We start from the raw sequence: 25,087 nt of genomic DNA on the forward strand, positions 1-25,087 counted from the left end.
CATGGCGGGTCAGCAGCGGGTCTACAAGGCGCGGATCAAGAGCACGCAGTCGCTCAAGAAGATGTTCCGCGCGCAGGAGCTCATCGCGGCGTCGCGCATCGGCAAGGCGCGCGGCCGGGTGACGATGGCGACCCCGTACTCACGGGCGATCACGCGTGCCGTGTCGGCCGTCGCGACGCACTCCGACGTGTCGCACCCGTTCCTCGTGGAGCGGGACGACACGAAGCGCGTCGCGGTCCTGCTGATCGCGTCGGACCGCGGCATGGCGGGCGCCTACTCGGCGAGCGTCATCCGGGAGACCGAACGCCTCATCAAGCGGCTGGAGTCCGAGGGCAAGGAGATCGCCCTCTACGTCGCCGGCCGTCGCGCGGTGGCTTACTACACGTTCCGCCAGCGCGAGCTCGCGGGTGCGTGGACGGGTTTCTCGGACGCCCCGACGCCCGAGGTCGCCGACGAGATCGCCGACGCGCTGCTGGCCGCGTTCCGCGCGCCGGCCGACGAGGGCGGCGTGCGCGAGGTGCACGTCGTGTTCACGCAGTTCGTCAACATGGTCACGCAGCGCGCCCGGGTGATCCGGATGCTCCCTCTCGAGGTCGTCGAGGGCGTGGAACCGGCGGGCGAGCACGACGCCCTCCCGCTCTACGAGTTCGAGCCGAGCCCGGAGGAGGTCCTGGACGACCTGCTGCCGCGGTACGTGCGCACGCGCATCTACGCGAACCTGCTCCAGGCCGCGGCCTCCGAGCTGGCTGCGCGTCAGCGGGCCATGCACACGGCCACCGAGAACGCCGAGGACCTGATCCGCATGTACACGCGGCTGGCCAACCAGGCGCGCCAGGGCGAGATCACCCAGGAGATCAGCGAGATCGTGTCGGGTGCCGACGCCCTCGCGTCCGCCTGACCCCGAACGACCAGCACGACACCGACCCCAGCCGGGCATCCGAACCGCCCGGACGAGCGAAGCGAGGCAGACATGACCGCCACCACCGTCGACCCGACGGCCGCGAACGCCGGCACGCCCGGCGTCGGCCGGGTCGCGCGGGTCATCGGGCCCGTCGTGGACATCGAGTTCCCGCCGGACCAGATCCCGGAGATCTACAACGCGCTCGAGGTCGAGATCGACCTCTCGACGCAGGGCGAGGGTGAGGCCACCGGTGGCTTCACGATGACGCTCGAGGTCGAGCAGCACCTGGGCGACTCGCTCGTCCGTGCGGTCGCGCTGAAGCCGACCGACGGACTGGTCCGTGGCGCGCAGGTGCGCGACACGGGTCAGCCGATCTCGGTGCCCGTCGGCGACGTGACCAAGGGCCACGTCTTCAACGTCATCGGTGAGGTGCTCAACCTCGCCCCCGGCGAGAAGCTCGAGATCACCGAGCGCTGGCCGATCCACCGCAAGCCCCCGGCCTTCGACCAGCTCGAGTCGAAGACGACGATGTTCGAGACCGGCATCAAGGTCATCGACCTGCTCACGCCGTACGTGCAGGGCGGGAAGATCGGCCTGTTCGGCGGCGCGGGCGTCGGCAAGACCGTCCTGATCCAGGAGATGATCCAGCGCGTCGCGCAGGACCACGGCGGTGTGTCGGTGTTCGCCGGTGTCGGTGAGCGCACGCGTGAGGGCAACGACCTCATCGTCGAGATGGAGGAGGCGGGGGTCTTCGACAAGACCGCCCTCGTCTTCGGCCAGATGGACGAGCCGCCGGGCACGCGTCTGCGCGTCGCCCTGTCGGCGCTGACGATGGCGGAGTACTTCCGCGACGTGCAGAAGCAGGACGTGCTGCTGTTCATCGACAACATCTTCCGCTTCACGCAGGCCGGTTCCGAGGTCTCGACGCTGCTCGGCCGCATGCCGTCCGCGGTCGGCTACCAGCCGAACCTCGCGGACGAGATGGGTCAGCTGCAGGAGCGCATCACCTCGACGCGCGGGCACTCGATCACGTCGCTGCAGGCCATCTACGTGCCCGCCGACGACTACACCGACCCCGCGCCGGCGACGACCTTCGCGCACCTCGACGCGACGACCGAGCTCAGCCGTGAGATCGCGTCGCGCGGCCTGTACCCGGCCGTCGACCCGCTCTCCTCGACGAGCCGCATCCTCGACCCCCGGTACGTGGGCCAGGAGCACTACGACGTCGCGACGCAGGTCAAGTCGATCCTGCAGCGCAACAAGGAGCTCCAGGACATCATCGCGATCCTCGGTGTCGACGAGCTGTCGGAGGAGGACAAGACGATCGTGGCGCGTGCGCGCCGCATCCAGCAGTTCCTCTCCCAGAACACGTACATGGCCGAGAAGTTCACCGGCGTCGTCGGCTCGACGGTGCCCGTCACCGAGACGGTCGAGGCGTTCAAGAAGATCGCCGAGGGCGAGTTCGACCACATGGCGGAGCAGGCGTTCTTCAACATCGGTGGCCTCGAGGACCTCGAGCGCAACTGGGCCCGCATCCAGAAGGAGTACGGCGTCTGAGCCCTCGGGCGACAGGCGACGTACCCACGGACTCAGGAGGCTTCACGGTGGCACAGCTCGAGGTCGACATCGTCGCAGCGGACGGCAAGGTCTGGTCCGGCGCGGCGCGTCTGGTGTCGGCTCCCGCCGCCGACGGTGACATCGGCATCCTCGCGGGGCACACACCGATCCTGTCGGTGCTGCGGCCCGGCGCGGTGCGCGTCGTCCCGGCCGGCGGCGGCGCGTCGCTCTCGTGGCAGGTCGACGGCGGTTTCCTGTCGGTCGACTCGGACCAGGTCACGGTGGTGGTCGACTCCGTCTCCGGGTCGGCCGACGCCGCCGCGACCGGGCACTGACCGGTCCGACGTCGGCGTGGAGGTCGCGGCGTGAGCGGTGCGGTGCTGGTCGCCGTCGTCGTGGCGTCGCTCGTCGTCGTCGTCGGCGCCACGGGCTGCCTGTGGCTGTCCCGCACACGCACGCTGGCGCGGCGGGTCGGCGCGTTCTCGTGCGTGCTGTGCGAGGACGTGGCGTCGTCGTCGGACCGCGGCGTCGCCCAGTACGGGGCGGTGACCCTGTACTGGTGGCGGCGGATGTCGGTGATGCCGCGGCCGGCGCGCACGTGGAGCCGCAGCAGCATCGTCGTCCTCGAGCGCATCGTGCTGCCGCCCGTCCCGGGTCGCCCGCAGGCCGTGGTGGCGCGCTGCCGCGTGGTGCCGTCGGGCGGCGGCCCGGAGCGGGAGATCCGGCTGCAGATGTCGCAGGACGCGTACGCCGGGTTCACGTCGTGGCTCGAGGCGACACCGGCGAGGGTCGGCAAGGTCATCTGACGGCGGGCGGTGCGGGTGCCACGGGCGCCGCGGTCCGCCCGGCAACGAGGAGGAGTGCATGCGGCTGGTGGTCGCGGAGTGCGCCGCGCGGTACACGGGCCGGCTGTCGGCGCACCTGCCGCGGGCGCGCCGGCTCCTCGTGGTCAAGGCCGACGGCTCGGTGCTGCTGCACTCCGACGGTGGGTCGTACAAGCCGCTGAACTGGATGAGCCCGCCCTGCTCGCTCGCGGTGGGGGAGCCGGACGACGAGCAGCGTGCCGCCGGCGTGACGCAGGTGTGGACCGTGCAGCACGCCAAGTCCGACGACCGCCTCGTCATCGACCTGTTCGACGTGCACCACGACTCGGCGCACGCGCTGGGCGTCGACCCGGGGCTGGTCAAGGACGGCGTCGAGGCGCACCTGCAGGAGCTCCTGGCGGCGCAGATCGCGCTGCTCGGCTCCGGGCACACGCTGGTGCGCCGCGAGTACCCGACGCCGATCGGGCCCGTCGACATCCTGGCGCGGGCACCTGACGGCGGCAACGTGGCCGTCGAGATCAAGCGCCGCGGGGACATCGACGGCGTCGAGCAGCTGACGAGGTACCTCGACCTGCTCAACCGCGACCCGATGCTGAGCCCGGTGCGCGGCGTGTTCGCGGCGCAGGAGATCAAGCCGCAGGCCCGGGTGCTCGCGACGGACCGCGGGATCGCGTGCCTCGTGCTCGACTACGACGCGATGCGGGGCGTCGACGACGTGGACTCGCGGCTCTTCTAGCCCGCGGCGCCCACCGCACCGACCTCCTCCGACCGCCGCGTGAGGACCTCTGGACCGTCGTCGGTGATCGCGATCGTGTGCTCGCTGTGCGCGGTCCGGCAGCCGGTCGCGCTGCGCAGGGTCCAGCCGTCGGCGTCGGTGACGAGCTCGGCGGTGTCCGCCATGACCCACGGCTCCAGCGCCAGCAGGAGCCCGGGGCGCAGCCGGTACCCGCGGCCGGGGCGTCCGGTGTTGGGCACGTGCGGGTCCTGGTGCATGGTCGAGCCGACGCCGTGACCGCCGAACTCGGTGTTGATCGGGTACCCCGCGTCGGTCAGGACCGTGCCGATGGCATGGGCCAGGTCCCCGATGCGGGCGCCGGGGACGGCGGCGGCGATCCCCGCCGCCAGCGCGCGCTCGGTCGCCCGGATCAGCGCCGCGTCCTGCGGGGACGCGACGCCGCCGACGACGAAGCTGACGGCCGAGTCCGCGACGATCCCGCCCGTGGCGACCGCGAGGTCGAGCGTCAGCAGGTCGCCGTCGACGAGCGTGCGGTCGTGCGGTCGGCCGTGGAGCACGGCGTCGTTCACGGACGTGCAGATGTGGTGGCCGAACGGTCCGCGCCCGAAGGGCGGCGCGTAGTCGACGTAGCAGGACCGGGCGCCGGCGTCGGTGATCATGGTGCGCGCCCACCGGTCGATGTCGAGCAGGTTCGTCCCGGCGGTGGCGCGGCCTCGCAGGGTCTGCAGGATGTCGGCGACGAGGGCGCCGGCGGCTCGGGCGCGGGGCAGGTCCGCCGGGCGGTAGATCTCGATCATCGGGTCGCGTCCTCCTGGTCCAATAACTATCCCGGCCAGACTATCCCGGTCTAGGATCGCGCCATGGTCCGACTGCCCCTCACCCCCGCCGAGGTCGAGCGCGGACGGCGCCTCGGCGCCGCCCTGCGCCGCGCCCGTGGCGCCCGGTCGATGCTCGTCACCGCGCTCGACGCGGGGGTGTCGCCGGAGACCCTGCGCAAGATCGAGTCCGGCCGCGTGGCGACCCCCGCGTTCCCGACCGTGGCCGCGATCGCGGCCGTCCTCGGGCTCTCGCTGGATGCCTTGTGGGCGGAGGTCGACGACCCGGTCGCTGACGCGGACCGGCACGCCGCAGGCTCACGAGCCCCCTCACGCCTCGCGTCCTGACGGCGGTCCCTGATGAGCGCCGGTGTGACCCACCACCCACTTGAACATGTTCATCTGAACGTGTTCACTCAACCCATGGACACGATCCCCGCCGCCGCAGCTGCCCCCGAGGTCCCGCGAGCGAGCCTCCGCGCCGAGGACCACGGCCCCCTGGCCGTGCTCGAGCTGACCGGCTGGTGCGGTCTGCTGCTCGTGGTGGTGCACGTCGCCCTCGCCGTCGTCGGCTTGGCGCTGTCGTCCGTCTGGCCCGGCGTGGCAACGGTCGGCATGATGCTCGCGTTCGCGTCCTTCATCGCGCTGGTGCCCGTCCTCGTGATCGGTTGGCCGCTCGGCGTCCTGACCGCCGGGCTCCTGCGGCGCGAACCGCGGGAGAGCCGCCACGTGGCGGTCTTCGCGCTGGTCGGCGCCGTCTCGTGCGTCCTGCTGTGCGGCGTGGGCCGGACGTACGCCCTCGACGCTCCCCTCGTGCTGCTGGCCGCGGCGGAGGGCGCCCTGGGCGCCGGCGGCGGTCGGTTCCTGCTGGGGGTCGCCCGTCGGCGCCGCGCCCGGCGCTGGGCCGACGCGCCGTCGCCCGTCGACGCGGTGGTGGCGGCGTGAGCGCCCGCCGCTCGGCGGACGAGACCCGCGAGCTCATCCGCACCACGGCCCTCCGGCTGTTCCGCGAGCGCGGTCACGACGCGACGACCATGCGCGTCGTCGCCCAGGAGGCCGGCGTGGCGGTCGGCAACGCATACCACCACTTCGGTTCCAAGGACGACCTGGTGCAGGAGCTCTACCTCGAGGTCAACCGGACGCAGGTCGCGCAGGCGCGCGCGCTCCTGCAGGACGGTGGCGACCTGGCCGCGCGCCTGCGGACGGCCCTGCACGCCGGGATCGACGCCTTCACGCCGTACCGCCAGTTCGGCGTGGAGTCGGTCGGCGCGGCGATCCGGCCCGGGTCGCCCGCGAGCCCCTTCTCGGACTCGTCGGCGTCGACCGCGGACCTCAGCCGCTCGCTGTTCCGGGAGGTCGTCGACGGCGCGCGGCCCGCGGTGCCGGCCGCGCTGCGCGCCGACCTGCCCGAGCTGCTGTGGCTCGCGCAGGTCGGGCTCACGGTGTTCTGGGTGCACGACACCTCACCGGACGCGCGCCGCACGCGCACGCTCGTCGACGGCGTCGCGCCGCTCGTCGGTCGCCTCGTCTCCCTCTCGCGGCTGCCCGTGGCGTCGGGTGCAGCACAGGACGTGCTGCGCCTCTTCGCGTCCGTCCGCTCGTGACGCGGCACTGGACGGCCCCGGCGGTGGTGGGGGTCGTGGTCGCCGTGCTCACGGTGTGGCTCGTGCGCGCGGTGTCGGTCCTGGTCGCCGACGGTCCGGGCGCGGGCGTCGTCACGGAGCCGACGGTGTGGCTCGTCTACGCCGCGGGACCGGCCGTGCTGTGCGCCGTGCCGCTGGTGGTGCTGGCGCGCGCCGTCCTGCCGCGGGCCGGTGGTTCCCTGGCGGTCTACGCCGTCCTCGGCCTGGTCGGCGGGCTGCTGATCGGCGTCGTGCAGACCTGGGTGCTGACCTCGGCGTGGCCGTGGCAGTCGTCGGCCGGGGTCGTGCACGACCTGGTGACGCTGCCGGCGATCGGCGGTCTCGTGGGCGGCGCCGCGGCGGGTGTCGTCCGTCGGCGACGCGACGCCAGGAGCCAGGCCGAGTCACCGTGACGAACCGCGACTTCGGCGGCTTCTGACCCGTCACGGGCCGCCGAAGTCACCGTTCGGCGGGTGTGGGGGCATGCGGGATGATGCGGGCATGGTGAACGACCTCCCCGACCTGGCCGGTGCGCTGCTGATCCGCGGGGACGTCGTCACCCCGACGGCGGTGCTGCCCGACGCGGTCGTCGTCGTCTGGGACGAGCGGGTCGCGTGGGTCGGGCCGGCGGCGGACGTGCCGCCCGAGCACCTGCCGTCGGCACCCGCGGCAGGCACCCGGGTGCTGCCCGGACTGGTCGACCTGCACTGCCACGGCGGTGGCGGCGCGGGCTTCCCCGACGCGACCGGCCTCGACGACGTGCGCCGCGCCGCCGACGAGCACCTGCGCCACGGCACGACCACGCTGGTCGCCTCGCTGGTCACCGCCCCACGGGACGTGCTGCTGACCCGCACCGCCCTGCTGGCCGAGGCCGCGGACGCCGGCGTCGTCGCCGGGATCCACCTCGAGGGCCCGTTCCTGTCCCGCGTGCGCTGCGGTGCGCAGCACCCGCAGGACATGGTCGCGGGCGACGCGGACCTGGTCCGTGAGATCGCCGCCGCGGCGCTCGGCCACCTGGTCTCGATGACGGTCGCCCCTGAGGTGCCGGGGGTCGCGGACGAGGGCGACGACGTGCTCGCCGCGCTCGTCGCCGCCGGGGCGCTGCCGTCGATCGGGCACACGGACGCCTCGGCCGAGGAGGTCGAGGCCGCGGTGACGCGGGCGTTCGACCTGCTCGCCACGGCGCCGCGGGCCCGGGGGCCGCGGGCCACGGCCACCCACCTGTTCAACGGCATGCGCCCCTGGCACCACCGCGACCCCGGTCCGGTGGCCGCGTGCCTCGCGGCGGCGGCGCGCGGCGAGCTGGTCGTCGAGCTCGTCGCCGACGGCACGCACCTCGCGCCCGCGACGGTGCGGACGGTGCTGGACCTCGTCGGGCCGGACGGCGCCGTGCTCGTGACCGACGCGATGGCGGCCGCCGGCATGCCCGACGGCGACTACCGGCTGGGGCCGACGACGGTGCGCGTGGCGGACGGTGTCGCGCGGGTCCTCGAGCACGACGCGGACGGCACGCCGCACGGCGGTGCGATCGCGGGCGGTGTCGCGCACCTGCTCGACGTCGTGCGCGCGACCGTCGGGGCGGGGGTGCCCCTGGTCGACGCGGTCCGCGCCGCGTCGGCGACCCCCGCGCAGGTGCTGGGCCGGCACGACGTGGGCGCGCTCGTCCCGGGCCGCCGCGCCGACCTCGTCGTCACGACGGCCGACCTGCGCCCCGTGCGGGTCGCGCGCGCGGGCGCCTGGGTCGCCTGACGCCGGTCCACCCCTCCGGGGACGCGGCGACGGTCACGTCAGGCGGATCGTGGCGACGCGGGCGGCGCCGTGCAGCCGCAGCCGCAGGTCGCGCACAATCCCGTCGTCCGGTGCCGAGCCGAGCGGCAGCGGGGGCCGCGCGGCCGGGGTGAGCGGGACCGTCACCGTCCGCCAGTCGTGCCGCGCACCGTCGGCGGGGACGTCGGCGCGGGCGAGCACCGTGCCCGTCGCGTCGTCCACCACCTCGACCGACGCCGTCCCGGGCCGGGTGCGCGCGACGGTGAGCTCGACGCCGGCCGCGGAGCCGACGACGCAGTCGCGCAGGAGCACGCTGCCGCCCGCACGCCCGCGCCGCACCTGCACGCACGTCCCGGCCTCCCGGGTGGTCTCGGCGAGGTCGACGTCGGTGAGGTCGTCGGCGTCGGCGGCGCGGACGGGCCGTGTCGCCACGTCCCGCGGCGGCACGGGCTCGCCGTCGACGTCCACCTCGACCCGGAGCGTGGCGAGCGCGCTCGACGGCCCGGCGGACAGCACGTAGCGGCCCGGCTCGACCACCCACCGGTCGCGCGTGACGTCCCAGACGGCGAGGTCGGCGACGGGCACGTGCAGCGTGGCGACGACCTGCGCGCCCGCCGGCACGTCGACCCGCGCGTGCGCGACGAGCCGGTGCGGGTAGGGCAGCCGGTGCCCGGGGGCGTCGACGTACACCTGGACGAGCTCGCGCGCGGGCCGCACGCCGCGGTTCTCGACGGTGACGTCGACGACGACCTCGTCGCCGTGGCGGACGAGGCCCGCTGGGGCACCGCGTCGCAGGTCCGTGTACCGGACGTCGCCGTACGTCAGTCCGTGCCCGAGCCCGTAGCGCGGCGGCGTGGGGGAGTACCAGTGCGTCGCGCGCGTCGCGAGGATGTCGTGGTCGAGCAGATCGCCCGCCTGGGCCGCGTCGGCGGGCCACTCCTGGGCGAGCCGCCCGGTGGGCTCGACGTCGCCGAGCAGCACGTCGACGAGGCCGTGGCCGAGCTCCTGCCCGCCGTGCGACGACCACACGACCGCGACCGCGTCGTCGGTGGCGGCGACGAGCACGTAGGGGTACGACGACACGACGAGCAGCACCGCCCGCGGCGCGGCGTCCGCGGCGGCACGCCACAGGTCGACCTGCCGGTCGGGCAGGTCGAGGTGCGGGCGGTCCTCGGTCTCGCGTCCGTGCAGGTGGGGGTCGTTCCCGGCGGTGACGAGGACGACGTCGGCGGCACCCGCGGCCCGCGCGACGTCCTGCACGCCGTCGCGCAGCAGGCGGACACCGAAGCGCTCGGCGTGCGCGACGTCGTGCGCCTCGGCGACGAGCGTGCCCGCCTCGTCGTGCTGCACGCGCACCCAGCGCCCCGAGCCGACGTGCTGCAGCGACCACGTCCCGTCGCCGTGGCGGTGGTGGCGGAACGACTCCTGGACGACCCACCCGCCGACGCGCGTGGCGTCGGCGCGCACGACCCAGCCGGCGCCGCTCCACAGCCGGTCGGAGGCGACGTCCCGCAGGGTGAGCAGGCCGTCGCCCCAGTCGGTGACGTCGTGGGCGCTCGTCTTGTCGGCGTCGGCGTCGGCGTCGGCGACGAGCGTGCCGTCCGCCAGCGCGCGAACGCCGCGGCCCGTGCTCGACGACGTGAGGGCGACGCGGTCGGCGCCGTCCGCGACGTGCACGCGACCCGCGCCGAGCCGCTCGGCGAGCGCGGTGCCCAGGCCGACGAGGTACGGGGGCGTCCCGGAGTACCAGTCGTGCAGGACACGGCTCGCGTGCGGTCCGACGACGGCCACGGACGCGTCGGGGGGCAGCGGCAGCACGCCGTCGTTCTCCAGCACGACGACCGCGCGGGCGGTGGCCTCGCGGGCCAGCGCGCGGTGCGCGGGCAGGTCGAGCGCGTCCGCGCCGACCCGCCACGGGTCGAGGTCGGGGTCGAGCTCACCGGTGCGGATCCGCAGCTCGAGCTGGCGCAGGACGGCGCGGTCGACATCGTCCGGCGTGAGCAGACCGCGGTCCAGAGCGGCCGTGATGCGCTCGACGGTGGGTGACGGGTCGGCGTCGTTGTCGGTGAACGAGTCGATGCCGGCCCGCAGCAGGGCGGCGTGCGACGCGACGTGGTCGTCGTGGTAGCGCTGGGACGTCACGACGTTGCCGGGGGCGGCCGCGTCGGACACGACGAGCAGCGAGGTGCGGGCGGCTGCGCGCAGCTCGTCGAGCAGCTCGCCCGACAGGTGCGTGGGCCGGCCGTTCACGAGGTTGTACGACGGCATGACGGCCCCGACGACGCCGGCGGCGACCGGCCCGAGGTAGGCGGGCAGCTCGTACTCCCGCAGGACGCGCGGGCGCAGCTGCGCGCTCGCCACTGCGCGGTCGGTCTCGGCCCCGTACCCGAGGAAGTGCTTGAGGGTCGGGACCGTGCGCCAGTACGTCGGGTGGTCGCCGCGCAGGCCGCGCGCGTAGGCCCCGGCCAGCCACGCGGTCACGTGGGGGTCGCTCGAGAAGCCCTCCTCGGTGCGCCCCCAACGGGGGTGGCGCAACGGGTTGACCACGGGCGCCCAGACGTTGAGCGAGACCGTGGGGTCCGCGGCGTGCTTGGCCCGCAGCTCGGTGCCGACGACCGCGCCGACGCGCTCGAGCAGGTCCGCGTCCCAGGTGGCCGCGAGCCCGACGGGCTGGGGGAAGACGGTGGCGGTCCCGAGCCACGCGACGCCGTGCAGCGCCTCGGCGCCGGTGCGGAACGCGGCGAGCCCGAGCCGGGGAACGCCCGGCGCGTGCTGGTGCAGCAGCGCGACCCTCTCGGTGCGGGTGAGGCGGGCGAGCAGCGCGGCGGCGCGCTGCGGGACGGGCAGGTCCGCGTCGAGCCAGCCGCGGGCGTCGTCGGCCACGTCACTCCTCGTCCTGCGTCGTCGGTCGCTGGTGCGGTCGTCCGGTTTCCGGACCCATCGCGATCGAACCGTTTCGATGACTGGACCCGGGAGCCGCGATCACCCATGGTGGTCGAATCGTCCGGAGGTGACAACTTTCCGCTGTCTGCTTCGCGCATCTTGCCTCCGATGCGTGACGTGGCTTACATTTCCGGAAGCGAACTGCATCGAACCGCTTCGACTGTCAGCCGCCCCGTCGGGTCATCGAAGCCCCGACCCCCGTCGTCGCCGGGGAGCGAGGAGTCCAGGCAGCCGGACCACCGCACGTCCACCGTCACGAGGGAGTGAAGGGCGCTGATGAACACCACCACCTCCACCACGCGCATCGGGGAGCTGCCGGTCCGCCGTCGCTCGTTCCTCGGCATGGTCGCCGCGGGCGCCGCCGTCGTCGGCGTACCGTCCCTGCTCACCGCCTGCGGCTCCGGTGACGCACCACCGGCCGCAGCCCCCGGCGCCCCGCCGTCGGGCGACGTCCTGCCGACGTACGTCCCGATCGACTACGTCGAGCCGGACTTCCCCAGCGTCAACGGCTCCACGCCGGGCTACGCGACGCTGCCGAGCGAGCTGGTGCAGTCGGTCCCCGGGGCCCCCGGGAGCGGGTCGACGTTCACCGCCATGACCCCGCTGTGGGGCACGATCCCGCCGTCGGACGGCAACCAGTACTACGCGGCCGTGAACGACATGCTGGGCTCGACCGTCGAGTTCCAGATCACCGACGGCAACACCTACGGCGACAAGCTCGCGACCGTCCTCGCCTCGGCCAAGGACGTCCCGGACTGGGTCTGCGTCCCGACGTGGAACGTCCCGTCGCGCTTCGGCTCCGAGATCGTCCCGAACGTCTTCCAGGACCTGTCCGACCACCTGGGCGGGGACAAGGTCAAGGACTACCCGAACCTGGCGAACATCCCCACCGACGCGTGGCGGTTCTGCGTCTTCAACGGCCGGCTCTACGGCCTGCCGTTCCCGGGCGAGATCATCACCGACGCGACCTTCTACCGCAAGGACGTCCTGGACGGGCTCGGCATCACCCCCGACGTCCGCACCGGACAGGACCTCCTCGACCTGGCCCAGGAGCTCACGGGCGGCGGGCGCTGGGGCACCGAGGACCTGTGGAACACCGCCGCGATGATCCACTCGGTGCCGCCGAAGTGGCGGCTCGACGGGGACCGGCTGGTGCACCGCGTCGAGACTGAGGAGTACCGGGCCGCGCTCGCCTGGAACGCCGAGCTCTTCGCGTCCGGCGCGGTCCACCCCGACGCGGTCGCCGACCAGAGCGGCGAGGCCAAGACACGGTTCCAGTCCGGGGCCTCGCTGATCATGAACGACGGCATCGGCGCCTGGCACGAGGCGCTGCGCGATAACCTCGCGAGCAACCCCGCGTACTGGCAGCAGCCCTTCGACCCGTTCGAGGCGTCCGGCGGCACGCCCGTGCTCTTCAAGGGCAACCCCGCCAACATCTTCTCGTTCCTCAAGAAGACCGACGACGAGGCGCGGATCCGCGAGCTCCTGCAGCTCGCGAACGTGCTCGCCGCACCCTTCGGGACCACCGAGTTCGACCTCGTGCAGAACGGCGTCGAGGGCGTGCACTTCACACGGGGCGACGACGGTCTGCCGGTCCCGACCGAGCTCGCGGCGACCGAGCTGCAGCCGACGTACATCTTCCTCGTCGACGGTCCGATCGCGAACACCCGCGTGCAGTACCCGGGGTTCGTCGAGGCGTCGTCGGTGTGGCAGCAGAACGCTGCCGAGCACATCACGGACCCGCTGTTCTACGCCCAGCAGATCGTCGAGCCCACGCAGTTCGCGTCCATCGCGCAGCCGTTCGTCGACCTCGAGAAGGACATCTCGCGAGGACGCAAGTCCCTCGACGACCTCGACGGCGCGGTCGAGACGTGGCGGTCGTCCGGCGGCGAGGAGCTGCGCGTCTTCTACCAGGAGATCCTGGACGCGCAGTGACGAGCCTCGACGAGATCGCGCGCCGCGGCGGCGGGGGGGCCGCCGCGACGCCCGACCCGGTCCGGGCCCCGGCGGCGACGCCCCGGGGGCCCCGGCGAGACACGCCCCCCGTCCGCCGGCTCTCGCTGCGCACCCGGCTGCGGCGCGACGGCGCCCTGCTCGTCATGGTGCTGCCGGCGGTGCTGCTGCTCGCCGTGTTCGCGTACGTCCCGATGCTCGGCAACATCATCGCCTGGCAGAGCTACTCGCCGTACGCGGGCTTCCTCGCCAGCCCGTTCGTCGGGTGGGCCAACTTCGAGCGCGTCTTCTCGAACCCGCTGTTCCTCGACGCGGTCGAGAACACCCTCGTCATCACCGCGTTCCAGCTCGTGTTCTTCTTCCCCGTGCCGATCGTGCTGGCCCTGCTGCTGCACAGCGTGATCACGCCGCAGGTCCGCACGACGATCCAGTCGATCGTCTACCTGCCGCACTTCTTCTCGTGGGTGCTGGTCGTGACGATCTTCCAGCAGATCTTCGGCGGGGCGGGGCTGATCAACCAGACGCTGCGCGACGCGGGCCTCGGGTCGGGCTTCGACCTCATGACGAACCCCGACACGTTCCTCGTCCTGGTGACCATGCAGTCGGTCTGGAAGGACGCTGGCTGGGGGATCATCATCTTCCTCGCCGCCCTCTCGACGGTCTCGCCCGAGCTGTACGAGGCCTCCGCGGTCGACGGCGCGAACCGGTGGCGCCGGATGTGGCACATCACGTTGCCCACACTGCGGCCGGTCATCGTCCTGCTGCTGATCCTGCGGCTGGGCGACGCGCTCACCGTCGGGTTCGAGCAGCTGATCCTGCAACGCGGGGCCGTGGGGGCCGATGTCGCAGAGGTCATCGACACGTTCGTCTACTACCAGGGCGTCATCTACGGGGACTGGGGCTTCGCGGCCGCGGCCGGCCTCGTCAAGGGCGTCGTCAGCCTGGCGCTGGTCCTCGGCGCCAACAAGCTCGCGCACGTCTTCGGCGAGTCGGGGGTGTACCAGAAGTCATGAGCACCGGATCTCCTCAGAGCCCGCAGATCGACGCCGGGGTGGCGCTCGTGCCATTCGCCCGGCCACCCGCGCGTCGCCGTCGGCGCTCGCGCCACCGCCCCGCGTGGGAGGAGCCGGCGACGCCCGTCGGTGCCGTCGTGAAGGTCGTCGTCCTGGCGTGCGTCGTGCTCGCGGTGCTGTTCCCGCTGTGGACGGTGGTCCTGACGAGCCTGTCGACGCAGGCCGAGACGATCCGCGCGGGCGGCCTCGTGACGGTCCCGGGTGAGCTGACGCTCAACGCCTACCGGCAGATCCTGTCGGGCGGCATCGTCACGCGGGCCGCGCTCGTCAGCTCGGGGATCACGGCGGTCGGTACCGTGCTCTCGACCATCGTGTCGGTGCTCGCGGCGTACGGGCTGTCGCGCCCGTCGTCCCTGTGGCACCGCCCGATCCTGTTCGTCTTCCTCATCACGATGTTCTTCGGTGCGGGCTTGATCCCGACGTACCTGCTGGTCAGCGAGCTCGGGCTGATCGACTCGTACTGGGCGCTGATCCTGCCCGGGGCGGTCTCGGCGTTCAACGTGCTGATCCTGCGGAACTTCTTCATGCACCTGGAGCCGGCGATCCTGGACGCCGCGCGCGTCGACGGCGCGGGGGACTGGCGCATCCTCGGGCGGATCGTGCTGCCGATGTCCCGCGCGGTCGTCGCGGTCGTCGCCCTGTTCTACGGCGTCGGCTACTGGAACGCGTTCTTCAACGCGATCCTGTACATCAACGACAACGCGAAGTGGCCCCTGCAGCTCGTGCTGCGGTCCTACGTGCTGCAGGGCGTGACCCTGCCGGGGTCGGGCGTCGGCCAGGTCGACGTCGCGACCGGTGCGGTCACCGGTCTGCCGGTGAAGATGGCGGTCATGGTGCTGGCGATCGTGCCGATCCTGATCGTCTACCCGTTCGTGCAGCGGCACTTCACCAAGGGCGTCATCTTCGGCGCGATCAAGGGCTGAGCGGCGTGGACGACGCAGTGGGACCGACGGTCCCGGGTCGAGGGTCAGCGCCGGGGGGCGACCGTGCTCGCGCGCTCGACGAGGACCGGCGCCAGCAGCCGGGTCTCGGCGGGCTCGTCCCGCTCGACGCGCGCCATGGCCATCTCGACGGCGACCTTGCCGATGGTGTGGGCGGGGATGTCGACGTTCGTCAGCGGCAGGGGCTGCCCGGCTGCGACGTCGGGCGGGCACACCGCGACGACCGAGACGTCGTCCGGCACGTGACGGCCGCGGTCGCGCAGGGTCGCGATCACCCAGGGCAGGGCGACCTCGTTGTGCACGACGAGGCCCGTGACGTCGGGCAGCCGGTCGAGCACGCGGTCGACCGCGGCGACCGCGCCCACCATCGAGGACTCGCAGGGCTCGATGACACCCTCGATGCCGGCGTCCGCCGTCCCGCGCCGGAAGCCGTCCATCATGCGCTGGGCGTAGGACGTGTGACGTTCGAGGACCGCACGGGGCGACCCGATGAGGGCGATCTTCCGGTGGCCGAGGCGCGCCAGGTGCCGGACGGCGAGCTGCCCGGCGGCGTCGAAGTCCAGGTCGACGCACGACAGGCCCTCGGGGTCGCGCGGCAGGCCGATGAGGACGGCGGGCTGGCTCAGGCTCGCGAGCACGGGCACGCGCGGGTCGTCGGCCTCGATGTCCATCATGACCAGGGCGTCGACCATCGAGCCGGACGCGACGCGCTCCATGCCGGCGATCTCGTCGGCCGTGAGCAGCAGGACGTCGTGGTCGAAGGTGCGGGCGGCGGTGACGACGCCGGTGACGAACTGCATGATCACCGAGACGTCGACGTCGACGCGCAGCGGTGCCATGAGGGCCAGCACGTTGGTGCGGCTGGACGCGAGCGCGCGGGCGCCGGCGTGGGGTCGGTAACCCAGGTCGCGGATGGCGCGCTCGACCCGCTGGCGGGTCGGTGCGGAGATCGGCCGCTTGCCGGACAGCACGTAGGACACGGTGGAGGTCGACACCCCTGCCGCCCGTGCCACATCGTCGATGGTGATCGCCACGTCGCTCCGTTCGTCACGTGCCGCGCGCCTGTTGTCTCGCGCCCGCACCGCGTGATCCGCATCACCCTAGCGTGCGGTGGGCGCGTGCGGCCGCGGACGCCGGGACGTCGTGGCGCGGCCGGCTGGCGGGTCGTCACACGTAAGCGCTTCACCTGCGACCTGGTCAGGTGTCCTGCTGCTGGCCGGGGTTGTGGCGGGGTCGGGGGCGGCCGTGGAACCCTGTTCCTCGTGAAGCGCTTCGACGACCGCGTGCCGCCGCACGACGACACCGGGGCGCGACGATGACGGCCTCCGCAGGGCTCGCGTCGCACGCGCGGCTGTCCCGGCTGACCGACGACGTCGGCCTGCTCTACGGCGCGGACTGGAACCCCGAGCAGTGGCACCCCGACGTGTGGCGCGAGGACGTCGCGCTCATGCGCGCCGCCGGCGTCAACCTCGTCACCGTCGGCGTCTTCTCCTGGGCGACGCTCGAACCCCGGCCCGGCCGCTACGAGCTCGACTGGCTCGACCGCGTCGTCGACCTGGCCGCCGACCACGGCATCCTCGTCGACCTCGCGACCCCCACGGCGTCGCCCCCGCCGTGGCTGGGCACGCGGTGGCCCGGGACGCGTGCCGTCACCGCCGACGGCGTGCGCCTGTCCCACGGCTCGCGCAACCACTTCTGCCCCTCGTCCCCGCACTACCGCGAGCGGGCGCTGTCCGTGGCGCGCGTGCTCGCGGCCCGGTACGGCGCCCACCCGGGCGTCCGGATGTGGCACGTCGGCAACGAGTACGGCCAGGTCTGCTTCTGCGAGCACTGCGCCGACGCCTTCCGCGCCTGGCTGCGGGAGCGCCACGGGACCCTCGACGAGCTCAACCGGGCGTGGGGGACGACCTTCTGGAGCCAGCGCTACGACGAGTGGACGCAGGTGCTGCCCCCGCGCGCCGCCCCGTACCTCATCAACCCGACCCAACGGCTGGACCACCGGCGCTTCGCCTCCGACCAGCTCCTCGCCCTCTACCGCGAGCAGCGCGACGTGATCCGCGAGCACGCGCCCGGTGTCCCTGTGACCACCAACCTCATGGGCTTCCACCACCCGACCGACTACTGGCGCTGGGCGCCGCACCTCGACGTCGTCGCGGACGACGTCTACGGCGACCCCGCGGACCCGGCGGACGTCGTGCGGGTCGCGCTGCAGCACGACCTCGCGCGCGGGCTGGCAGGCGGACGACCGTGGCTGGTGATGGAGCAGGCCGCCGGTGCGGTCAGCTGGCGGCCGCACAACGTGCCCAAGACGGCCGCGCAGCTGCGCCTCGACTCGCTGCGGGCGGTGGCACGCGGCGCGGACGGCTCCTGCTTCTTCCAGTGGCGCGCCTCGGTGGTCGGCGCCGAGCGCTTCCACTCGGCGCTCGTCCCGCACGCCGGGCCGGACACGGCGCTGCACCGTGCGGTCGTCGCGCACGGTGCCGAGCTCGCGCGGCTGCGGCCGGTCGTCGGGGCGCGGGTGCCGGCGCGCACCGCGCTGGTCGTCGACTGGGCGAGCTGGTGGGCGGCCGAGGAGCCCGGCGGCCCCTCCGACCGGCTGCGCGTGCTGCCGCAGCTCCTCGCCTACTACCGGCCGCTGTGGGCGGCGGGCATCGGCGTCGACGTCGTGCCGCCCGGTGCGGACCTCGACGCGTACGACCTGGTGGTCGCGCCGCAGCTCTTCCTGGTCGACGACGCGCACGTCCCGGGGCTGCGTCGCGTCGTCGAGCGCGGCGGCGTGCTGCTGCTCGGGCCGTTCTCCGGCGTGACCGACCAGGACGCGCACGTGCGCACCGGGCGGTTCCCGGCCCCGTTCGCCGATCTCGTCGGCGGATCGGGGGAGGAGCACGTGCCCCTGGCCGCCGCGGGGGTGCGCGTGCGCTCCGCCCTGCTGGGCGACGGGCAGGTCCACGACTGGGCCGAGCGCCTGCGGGTCGACGACGGCGAGGCGCTCGCGACCGTCGACGGCGGGGACCTCGACGGCTGCCCGCTGGTGCTGCGCCGCCGGCACACCGGCGGCGGCGAGGGCTGGTACGTCGGCGCGCTGCTCGCGCAGGACGGGGTCGCCGCCGTCGTGCGCGCGTGCCTCGACGCGGCCGGCGTCGCGGGTCCCGTCGGCGTGCGCGCCGACCCCGACGTCGAGGTCGTCCGTCGCGGCGACGTCGTCTTCTGCCTCAACGCGAGCGACCGGCCGCGCGCCGTGGAGCTCGACACCGTCTGCGGCACCCCCGGTGCCCCGTGGCACGACCTGCTCACCGACACGGCCGTCGCCGGCCGCGTGCCGCTGCCCCCGCACGGCGCACTTGCCCTGATCGAGAGGACCCGATGAAGTTCACCGACGGCTACTGGCAGCTCCTGCCCGGCGTGACCGAGCTGCGCCCGCGACAGGTCGACGACGTGGTCGCGGGCGAGGACACCCTCACGGTGTACGCGTCGACCGCGCCCATCGTCAGGCGCGGCGACACGCTCAACCGGCCCCTGGTCACCGTGACGCTGCACTCGCCGATGGACGGCGTCGTGGGCGTGACGATCGAGCACTTCCAGGGTGGCCTGGACCGGGGTCCGCGGTTCGAGCTGCACCGCAGCGTCGGGGACGTGAAGATCACGACGCCGCAGCTCACCGGTGAGCCGGTCGCGACCCTGCGCTCGGGCTCCCTGGAGGCGCGCGTCGCGACGGAGGGTGACTGGTCCGTCGAGTTCGTGGCCGACGGGCGGGTGCTGACGTCGTCCATGGCGCGCAGCGTGGGCGTCCTCACCGACGCGGCGGGGCGGCACTACGTGCGCGAGCAGCTGACGCTGGGCGTGGGGGAGCACGTGTACGGGCTCGGGGAGCGCTTCGGGTCCCTGGTGAAGAACGGCCAGACCGTCGACATCTGGAACGCCGACGGCGGCACGGCCAGCGACCAGGCGTACAAGAACGTGCCGTTCTACCTGTCCGACGCGGGGTACGGCGTGTTCGTCGACCAGCCCGAGCGGGTGTCGTTCGAGATCGGCACCGAGGTCGTGTCGCGCGCGCAGTTCTCCGTCGAGGGGCAGTCCCTGACGTACTTCGTCATCGCCGGCCCGACGCCCAAGGACGTCCTGCGTCGGTACACGGCGCTGACGGGCCGGCCGGCGCGCGTGCCCGACTGGTCGTACGGCCTGTGGCTCTCGACGTCCTTCACGACGAGCTACGACGAGGCGACGGTCACGCACTTCGTCGACGGCATGGCCGAGCGCGACCTGCCGCTGAGCGTCTTCCACTTCGACTGCTTCTGGATGCGGCGGTTCCACTGGAGCGACTTCATCTGGGACCCGGGCACGTTCCCGGACCCCGAGGGCATGCTGCGCCGGCTCAAGGACCGCGGTCTGCGCATCTGCGTGTGGATCAACCCCTACATCGCGCAGCGCTCGGTGCTCTTCGCCGAGGGCATGGACCTCGGCTACCTGGTGAAGAACCCCGACGGCTCGGTGTGGCAGTGGAACCTGTGGCAGGCCGGCATGGGGCTGGTCGACTTCACGAACCCCGACGCGGTGGCCTGGTACCAGGGCAAGCTGCGGGTCCTGCTCGACCAGGGGGTCGACTGCTTCAAGACCGACTTCGGCGAGCGCATCCCCACGGACGTCGTCTGGCACGACGGCTCGGACCCGCAGCGCATGCACAACTACTACACGCACCTGTACAACCGGTGCGTGTTCGACCTGCTGGAGGCCGAGCGCGGGCCCGGCGAGGCGGTGCTGTTCGCGCGCTCGGCCACCGCGGGCGGCCAGCAGTTCCCCGTGCACTGGGGCGGGGACTGCGAGTCGACGTTCGTCTCGATGGCGGAGTCGCTGCGCGGCGGGCTGTCCCTCGCGCTGTCCGGCTTCGGGTTCTGGAGCCACGACATCGGCGGCTTCGAGGGTGCGCCCGACGCGGCGGTCTTCAAGCGGTGGCTGCCCTTCGGCCTGCTGTCGTCGCACAGCCGGCTGCACGGCTCGGACTCCTACCGGGTGCCGTGGGCCTTCGACGACGAGGCGGTCGACGTCACGCGGCGCTTCACGCGGCTGAAGATGTCGCTCATGCCGTACCTGTCGCAGGCGGGGCGCGTCGCGCACGAGGAGGGCCTGCCGGTGATGCGCCCGATGGTGCTCGAGTTCCCGGACGACCGCGGTGCGGCGACCGTCGACACCCAGTACATGCTGGGGGAGTCGCTGCTGGTGGCGCCCGTGTTCTCCGCGGCGGGCGACGTCGACGTGTACGTGCCCGACGGCACGTGGACGTCGCTGCTGAGCGGTGAGCAGGTCACGGGTCCCCGGTGGGTGCGCGAGCGGCACGGGTTCGACTCGGTGCCGCTGTACGTCCGCCCGGGGACGGTGCTGCCGGTGGGGGCGCACCACGACCGGCCGGACCGCGACCACGCCGACGGCGTGACGCTGCTGCTCGTCGAGCTGCCCGACGGTCACCGCTCGACGCTGCGCGTGCCCAGCGGTGCCGGGGAGGCCGTCTTCGACGTGCGTCGGGAGGGCGGGACGGTCCGCGTCCGCGCGACGGGCGCGCCCGGTGCGTGGGCCGTCCAGGTGCACGGTCGCGAGCGTCACGACGTCCCGGCGGGGACCGCGCACGTCGAGGTGCCCGCCTGACCGTGGGGCCCGTCCGGGGCCTCCGCAAGTCGTCCCAGGGGTGCGGGAGCGGTCCCAAGGTGTGTATCGTATCGATTCGATCTGCGCGGCACCGGTGCTGCGCGACCACCTGACCCCCCACGCCCGGAGGCCACCACATGACCAGCACCACCCGGACGTCCGGCCGCAGCTTCCCCGGGGACTTCCTCTGGGGCTCGGCCACCGCCTCTTACCAGATCGAGGGCGCGGCCCACGAGGACGGCCGCGGACCGTCGATCTGGGACACGTTCTCGCACACCCCCGGCAAGGTCCTCAACGGCGACACCGGCGACGTCGCCGTCGACCACTACCACCGCGTCCCGCAGGACGTCGCGATCATGCAGGACCTCGGCCTGCAGGCCTACCGGTTCTCGATCGCGTGGTCCCGGGTCATGCCCACGGGCACCGGCGAGGTCAACCAGGCCGGGCTCGACTTCTACTCCGACCTCGTCGACCGGCTCATCGCCGCGGGCATCAAGCCCGTCGTGACGCTGTACCACTGGGACCTGCCGCAGGCGCTCGAGGACGAGGGCGGCTGGACCAGCCGCGCCACCGCCCTGGCCTTCGCCGAGTACGCGCGCGTCGTCGCCCGCGCCCTGGGCGAGCGCATCCACCTGTGGACGACGCTCAACGAGCCCTGGTGCTCGTCGTTCCTCGGCTACGGCTCCGGCGTCCACGCCCCCGGCGTCGCCGACCCCGCCGCCGCGCTCGCCGCGGTGCACCACCTCAACCTCGCGCACGGCCTGGCCGCCACCGCGATCCGTGACGAGCTCGGTGCCGACACCCCCGTCTCGATCACGCTCAACCTGCACGTGACCCGCGCTGCGTCGCCCGCGCCGGCCGACGTCGAAGCCAAGCGCCGCATCGACACCGTCGCGAACGAGGTCTTCCTCGGCCCGCTCCTCGACGGCGCGTACCCCGAGCGCGTGTTCGCCGACACGGCGGCGATCACCGACTGGTCCTTCGTGCAGGACGGCGACCTCGAGCTCATCCGCGTGCCGATCGACGTGCTCGGCGTCAACTACTACTCCACGGGTCGCGTGCAGCACGGCACCCCGCCCGTCGGCGACGGCAAGCCCGGCCCCGACGGCCACCGGTCGTCCGTCGTCAGCCCCTGGGTCGGGGCCGACCACGCCGAGTGGCTCAAGCAGCCCGGCCCGTACACCGCGATGGGCTGGAACATCGAGCCGCAGGGCCTCGTCGACCTGCTGCTCGAGCTCCACGAGCGCTACCCCGCGCTGCCGCTCGCGATCACCGAGAACGGCGCCGCGTTCTACGACACGGTCGAGGACGGCCGCGTGCACGACGTCGACCGCGTCGCCTACCTGCACGACCACCTCGACGCCGTCGGCGAGGCCATGGACAAGGGCGTCGACGTGCGCGGCTACTTCGTGTGGTCGCTCTTCGACAACTTCGAGTGGGCCTACGGCTACGACCGGCGCTTCGGCGTCGTGCACGTCGACTACGACACGCAGGTGCGCACCCTGAAGGACTCCGCCCGCTGGTACCGAGAGCTGGTCCGTACCGGCGCGATCCCCACGCCGGAGTCCGCCGCGACCCTCTGACACCCGCAAGGCCGCCCGACCACGCCGACCGGAACACCGCTCCCCGTACGACGACCCGTGCGGGGAGCAGGGTTCCGGTCGGCGTGGTGTCGGCGCCGGTGGGTCGGCCGTTGGTGCGGGCGGCGTCGGCCGGGCGAGGATGGTGCCGTGCCCCGCTCCCGCCGCTCCGAGCGCCGACCGTACGGCGCGCCGTACGTGCCGCTCGACGTCGAGCGCGCCACGGGCGGCCGACGCGCCGAGGCGGGGCCCGACGGGGAGTGGGTCGTGCAGCAGGTGCGGGGCTCCGACCGGGAGTACCGGTGCCCCGGCTGCGACCAGACCGTCCCGGCAGGCATCGACCACGTCGTCGCGTGGCGCACCGACACCTGGCGGGGCGACGGCCTCGACGAGCGCCGGCACTGGCACCCCGCCTGCTGGCAGGCCCGCACCCGACGCGGACCGACGCGCCGGTGAGCGCCGCCCCCCGCGACACGCGCCCGACCCGTGCGGTGGGCCCGGACGACGTCCGTCTCGTCGCCAGCGACCTCGACGGCACGCTCCTGCTGCCCGACGGCACCGTCTCGGCGCGCACCGCCGCCGCGCTCGCGGACGCGGAGTCCGCCGGGCTCGACGTCGTGTTCGTCACGGCCCGGCCGCACCGCTGGCTCGCGGACCTCGCGTCCCACGTCGCCGGCCACGGCGTCGCGATCTGCGCCAACGGCGCGTCCGTCGTGGACGTCGCCGGGCTGCGCGTGCTCGAGGAGCACGGCATGGACCGCCGCCGCGTCGCCGCCGTCGCCGCCCGGCTGCGCGCGGCGTGGGGCGACGACGCGGTCCACCTGGCGGCCGAGAGCGCCCAGGGGTTCGCGTCCGAGCACGGCTTCGTCTCCGAGCACGTCGTGCCTCCCGGCAGCCCGAGCGCCGCGCGCCTCGAGGACGTGCTGCCGGCCACGACGCTCAAGCTCCTGCTGCGGGCGCCGGGCCGCGCGCAGGACGCCGACTCGTTCGTCGCCGACGCGCAGGCCGTGATCGGCGACCTCGCGCACGTGACCTCGTCGGCCGCGGGGGCGCTCGGTGAGATCGCGGCGCCCGGGGTGACCAAGGCGGCCACGCTCGCGGCGTGGGCCGCGGCCCGCGGCATCGCGCCCGCGCACGTGTGGGCGGTCGGCGACGCGCCCAACGACCTGCCGATGCTCGGCTGGGCAGGACGTGCCTTCGCGGTCGCCAACGCCCACCCCGCGGTCGCGGCGGCGGCGCACGAGACGCTGCCCTCCAACGCCGACGACGGCGTCGCGGTGCTGCTGGAACGCGCCGCCCTCGTCGCGCGCGCCCGCGCCCGGGCCGCGGAGGGGCCACGCCCTCGGTAGTGTCGACGGCGATGCGCACCGCCGCCGCACGACGGCACCGGCACCACTCCCTGACCGTCCAACCGCACCCGCGAGGACGTCGCGCTGCGCACCCCGGACAGCTCACCCCCGTCGGCGAGGTCCCACGGCCGACACGGCCGACGCGGGTCCCGACCGCACCGAAGGAGGACGCATGACCGCGACCCCGATCGTCCTGCTGCACGCCTTCCCGCTCGACCACCGGATGTGGGACGCCGTCGCCGCCGACCTCGCCGGCACCCGGGAGGTGATCGCCCCCGACCTGCCCGTGCCCGCCGGTGACGAGCTGCCGGCGCCCGCGCTCGAGGAGGCCGCCGACCGCGTCGCGGACCTGATCCGGGCGGCCGGCGGGCGGGCCGTGGTCGCCGGTCTGTCGATGGGTGGCTACGTCGCGCTCGCGCTGCTGGACCGCCACCCCGACCTCGTCGCCGGGCTCGCGCTCGTCGACACCAAGGCGACCGCGGACACCCCCGAGGCTGCCGCCAACCGTCTGCGCATCGCGCGCGACGTCGAGGACGCGGGCAGCGTCGAGCCGGTGCGCGGCATGGTCGACGTCCTGCTGGGGGAGTCGACCCTCGCCGCGCGGCCCGAGGTCCGCGACCGGGTCGCCGCCTGGGTCGAGGAGCAGGACCCGGCGCGCGTCGCCTGGGCGCAGCGGGCGATGTCCGCACGCCCCGACCGCACGGACGCGCTCCGGGCGTTCGACGGGCCCGTCACGGTCGTCGTCGGCGACGAGGACACCGTCACGGGGACCGACGCCGCCGAGCACATGACGACGACGGCGGCGCGGTCGCTGCTCGTCGTGGTCCCGCGCGTGGGACACCTGTCCGCGGTCGAGGACCCCGCGGCCGTCGCGACCGCGCTCGACGAGCTCGCGCAGCGCGCCGACGGCCCCACCGCGTAGGTGGTGGGGCCGACGGCTGGCTAGTCGCCGCCCGCGAGCACCCGTGCGAGCGCGTCGGGCAGGTCGATCGACTCCCCGTCCTTGCCGCCCGCGCCGATGACCAGCGGCGGATCCTGCGGCTCGGGCCGAACGCCGCGGAACCGCGCGACCAGGCTCGGCGGCGCGGTCAGCACGTAGAACTCGCCGGCGGTGTCGACGCCGACGGTCTCGTCACGCCGCAGGTACCAGCCCTCCAGCGGTGTGCGGTAGCGCGCGCGACCGTCGTAGGACCGCACGTGCAGCCGCACGGGCGCGACCGACCCGGCGCGGGCGTCGGCCACGAACTGCGCGATGAGCGCGCGCGCCCGCGTCGACTCCGCCCGCTGCCGGCCGGCCAGCGCCGCGGCGTGCGCGGCGGCCGCCTCGCGGCGCTGCGCCCGCCACTGCGCCGCGGGGTCCGTCGGGTCGACCGGCTGCTCGGTGCTCAC

The 25,087-nt window shown here is 73.9% G+C and carries 23 protein-coding genes; 19 read left to right on the forward strand and 4 right to left on the reverse strand.

Going from position 1 to position 25,087, the window contains the following annotated elements:
• Position 1: 1 nt before the first annotated feature.
• From OKX07_RS05940 to nucS, 5 genes are all read left to right on the forward strand, one after another.
• A complete protein-coding gene (locus tag OKX07_RS05940) occupies positions 2-898 on the forward strand; it encodes a F0F1 ATP synthase subunit gamma (RefSeq protein WP_265630919.1) in 897 nt (298 codons plus the stop codon).
• Between the two features lie 72 nt (positions 899-970).
• Positions 971-2,458 (forward strand): F0F1 ATP synthase subunit beta, encoded by a 1,488-nt coding sequence (gene atpD, locus OKX07_RS05945; protein WP_265630920.1) that lies wholly within the window; start codon positions 971-973, stop codon positions 2,456-2,458.
• Positions 2,459-2,505: 47 nt separating this feature from the next.
• Positions 2,506-2,793, forward strand: a complete 288-nt coding sequence (locus tag OKX07_RS05950) for a F0F1 ATP synthase subunit epsilon (protein WP_265630921.1) — start codon at positions 2,506-2,508, stop codon at positions 2,791-2,793.
• A 30-nt stretch (positions 2,794-2,823) separates the two neighbouring features.
• Positions 2,824-3,264 carry a DUF2550 family protein gene (locus OKX07_RS05955; RefSeq protein ID WP_265630922.1) on the forward strand — a complete coding sequence of 147 codons (441 nt, stop codon included), beginning with the start codon at positions 2,824-2,826 and terminating at the stop codon, positions 3,262-3,264.
• Between the two features lie 58 nt (positions 3,265-3,322).
• Positions 3,323-4,018, forward strand: coding sequence for an endonuclease NucS (nucS, locus tag OKX07_RS05960; RefSeq protein WP_265630923.1), 696 nt, complete (start codon positions 3,323-3,325; stop codon positions 4,016-4,018).
• Here the strand turns inward: nucS and map are convergent.
• Complete coding sequence (map, locus tag OKX07_RS05965) at positions 4,015-4,815, reverse strand: type I methionyl aminopeptidase (protein ID WP_265630924.1); 801 nt, start codon at positions 4,813-4,815, stop codon at positions 4,015-4,017. The two genes, nucS and map, sit on opposite strands and share 4 nt — an antisense overlap.
• A gap of 63 nt (positions 4,816-4,878) precedes the next feature.
• Between map and OKX07_RS05970 the strand changes: the two genes are divergently transcribed.
• The 5 genes from OKX07_RS05970 to OKX07_RS05990 all read left to right on the forward strand — a co-directional run bounded on the left by OKX07_RS05970 (position 4,879) and on the right by OKX07_RS05990 (position 8,204).
• Entirely contained in the window at positions 4,879-5,181 is a 303-nt protein-coding gene (locus OKX07_RS05970; RefSeq protein ID WP_265630925.1) for a helix-turn-helix domain-containing protein, read from the forward strand.
• A gap of 75 nt (positions 5,182-5,256) precedes the next feature.
• Positions 5,257-5,778 carry a hypothetical protein gene (locus OKX07_RS05975; protein WP_265630926.1) on the forward strand — a complete coding sequence of 174 codons (522 nt, stop codon included), beginning with the start codon at positions 5,257-5,259 and terminating at the stop codon, positions 5,776-5,778.
• Entirely contained in the window at positions 5,775-6,437 is a 663-nt protein-coding gene (locus OKX07_RS05980) for a TetR/AcrR family transcriptional regulator (RefSeq protein WP_265630927.1), read from the forward strand. The genes OKX07_RS05975 and OKX07_RS05980 overlap by 4 nt, the downstream gene beginning before the upstream one ends.
• Positions 6,434-6,868 carry a hypothetical protein gene (locus OKX07_RS05985; RefSeq protein ID WP_265630928.1) on the forward strand — a complete coding sequence of 145 codons (435 nt, stop codon included), beginning with the start codon at positions 6,434-6,436 and terminating at the stop codon, positions 6,866-6,868. Before OKX07_RS05980 ends, OKX07_RS05985 begins: the two co-directional genes overlap by 4 nt.
• 88 nt (positions 6,869-6,956) lie before the next feature.
• On the forward strand, positions 6,957-8,204 hold the full coding sequence (locus OKX07_RS05990) for an N-acetylglucosamine-6-phosphate deacetylase (protein WP_265630929.1): 1,248 nt from the start codon (positions 6,957-6,959) through the stop codon (positions 8,202-8,204).
• 33 nt (positions 8,205-8,237) lie between these two features.
• Here OKX07_RS05990 and OKX07_RS05995 read toward each other — a convergent pair whose 3' ends face one another.
• Positions 8,238-11,105, reverse strand: coding sequence for a glycoside hydrolase family 3 C-terminal domain-containing protein (locus tag OKX07_RS05995; protein WP_265630930.1), 2,868 nt, complete (start codon positions 11,103-11,105; stop codon positions 8,238-8,240).
• 336 nt (positions 11,106-11,441) lie between these two features.
• On the opposite strand from OKX07_RS05995, the gene OKX07_RS06000 reads away from it, so the two are divergent.
• The 3 genes from OKX07_RS06000 to OKX07_RS06010 are packed head-to-tail and all read left to right on the forward strand — an operon-like array spanning position 11,442 to position 15,114.
• Positions 11,442-13,100 carry an extracellular solute-binding protein gene (locus OKX07_RS06000; RefSeq protein WP_265630931.1) on the forward strand — a complete coding sequence of 553 codons (1,659 nt, stop codon included), beginning with the start codon at positions 11,442-11,444 and terminating at the stop codon, positions 13,098-13,100.
• Positions 13,097-14,131, forward strand: coding sequence for an ABC transporter permease (locus tag OKX07_RS06005; protein ID WP_416220835.1), 1,035 nt, complete (start codon positions 13,097-13,099; stop codon positions 14,129-14,131). The genes OKX07_RS06000 and OKX07_RS06005 overlap by 4 nt, the downstream gene beginning before the upstream one ends.
• Positions 14,128-15,114 carry a carbohydrate ABC transporter permease gene (locus tag OKX07_RS06010; protein ID WP_265630932.1) on the forward strand — a complete coding sequence of 329 codons (987 nt, stop codon included), beginning with the start codon at positions 14,128-14,130 and terminating at the stop codon, positions 15,112-15,114. Before OKX07_RS06005 ends, OKX07_RS06010 begins: the two co-directional genes overlap by 4 nt.
• 44 nt (positions 15,115-15,158) lie before the next feature.
• Here the strand turns inward: OKX07_RS06010 and OKX07_RS06015 are convergent, their stop codons facing one another.
• A complete protein-coding gene (locus OKX07_RS06015) occupies positions 15,159-16,166 on the reverse strand; it encodes a LacI family DNA-binding transcriptional regulator (protein WP_265630933.1) in 1,008 nt (335 codons plus the stop codon).
• Between the two features lie 281 nt (positions 16,167-16,447).
• On the opposite strand from OKX07_RS06015, the gene OKX07_RS06020 reads away from it, so the two are divergent.
• The 6 genes from OKX07_RS06020 (at position 16,448) to OKX07_RS06045 (ending at position 24,620) form a co-directional block, all read left to right on the forward strand.
• Positions 16,448-18,499, forward strand: coding sequence for a beta-galactosidase (locus OKX07_RS06020; RefSeq protein ID WP_265630934.1), 2,052 nt, complete (start codon positions 16,448-16,450; stop codon positions 18,497-18,499).
• The gene (gene yicI, locus OKX07_RS06025; protein WP_265630935.1) at positions 18,496-20,769 is read left to right on the forward strand and encodes an alpha-xylosidase; all 2,274 of its coding nucleotides are present in this window, start codon (positions 18,496-18,498) and stop codon (positions 20,767-20,769) included. Before OKX07_RS06020 ends, yicI begins: the two co-directional genes overlap by 4 nt.
• Before the next feature lie 137 nt (positions 20,770-20,906).
• Positions 20,907-22,352, forward strand: a complete 1,446-nt coding sequence (locus OKX07_RS06030; protein ID WP_265630936.1) for a GH1 family beta-glucosidase — start codon at positions 20,907-20,909, stop codon at positions 22,350-22,352.
• A 147-nt stretch (positions 22,353-22,499) separates the two neighbouring features.
• Positions 22,500-22,805: a hypothetical protein gene (locus tag OKX07_RS06035; RefSeq protein ID WP_265630937.1), complete on the forward strand. Its 306-nt coding sequence runs from the start codon at positions 22,500-22,502 to the stop codon at positions 22,803-22,805.
• Complete coding sequence (locus tag OKX07_RS06040) at positions 22,802-23,698, forward strand: HAD family hydrolase (RefSeq protein WP_265630938.1); 897 nt, start codon at positions 22,802-22,804, stop codon at positions 23,696-23,698. The genes OKX07_RS06035 and OKX07_RS06040 overlap by 4 nt, the downstream gene beginning before the upstream one ends.
• A 172-nt stretch (positions 23,699-23,870) precedes the next feature.
• Positions 23,871-24,620 carry an alpha/beta fold hydrolase gene (locus OKX07_RS06045; RefSeq protein ID WP_265630939.1) on the forward strand — a complete coding sequence of 250 codons (750 nt, stop codon included), beginning with the start codon at positions 23,871-23,873 and terminating at the stop codon, positions 24,618-24,620.
• Between the two features lie 20 nt (positions 24,621-24,640).
• Here the strand turns inward: OKX07_RS06045 and OKX07_RS06050 are convergent, their stop codons facing one another.
• Positions 24,641-25,087 carry a hypothetical protein gene (locus OKX07_RS06050; protein ID WP_265630940.1) on the reverse strand — a complete coding sequence of 149 codons (447 nt, stop codon included), beginning with the start codon at positions 25,085-25,087 and terminating at the stop codon, positions 24,641-24,643.

Origin of the sequence: Cellulomonas sp. S1-8 (genome assembly GCF_026184235.1) — a bacterium.
Taxonomy (GTDB): Bacteria; Actinomycetota; Actinomycetes; order Actinomycetales; family Cellulomonadaceae; genus Cellulomonas.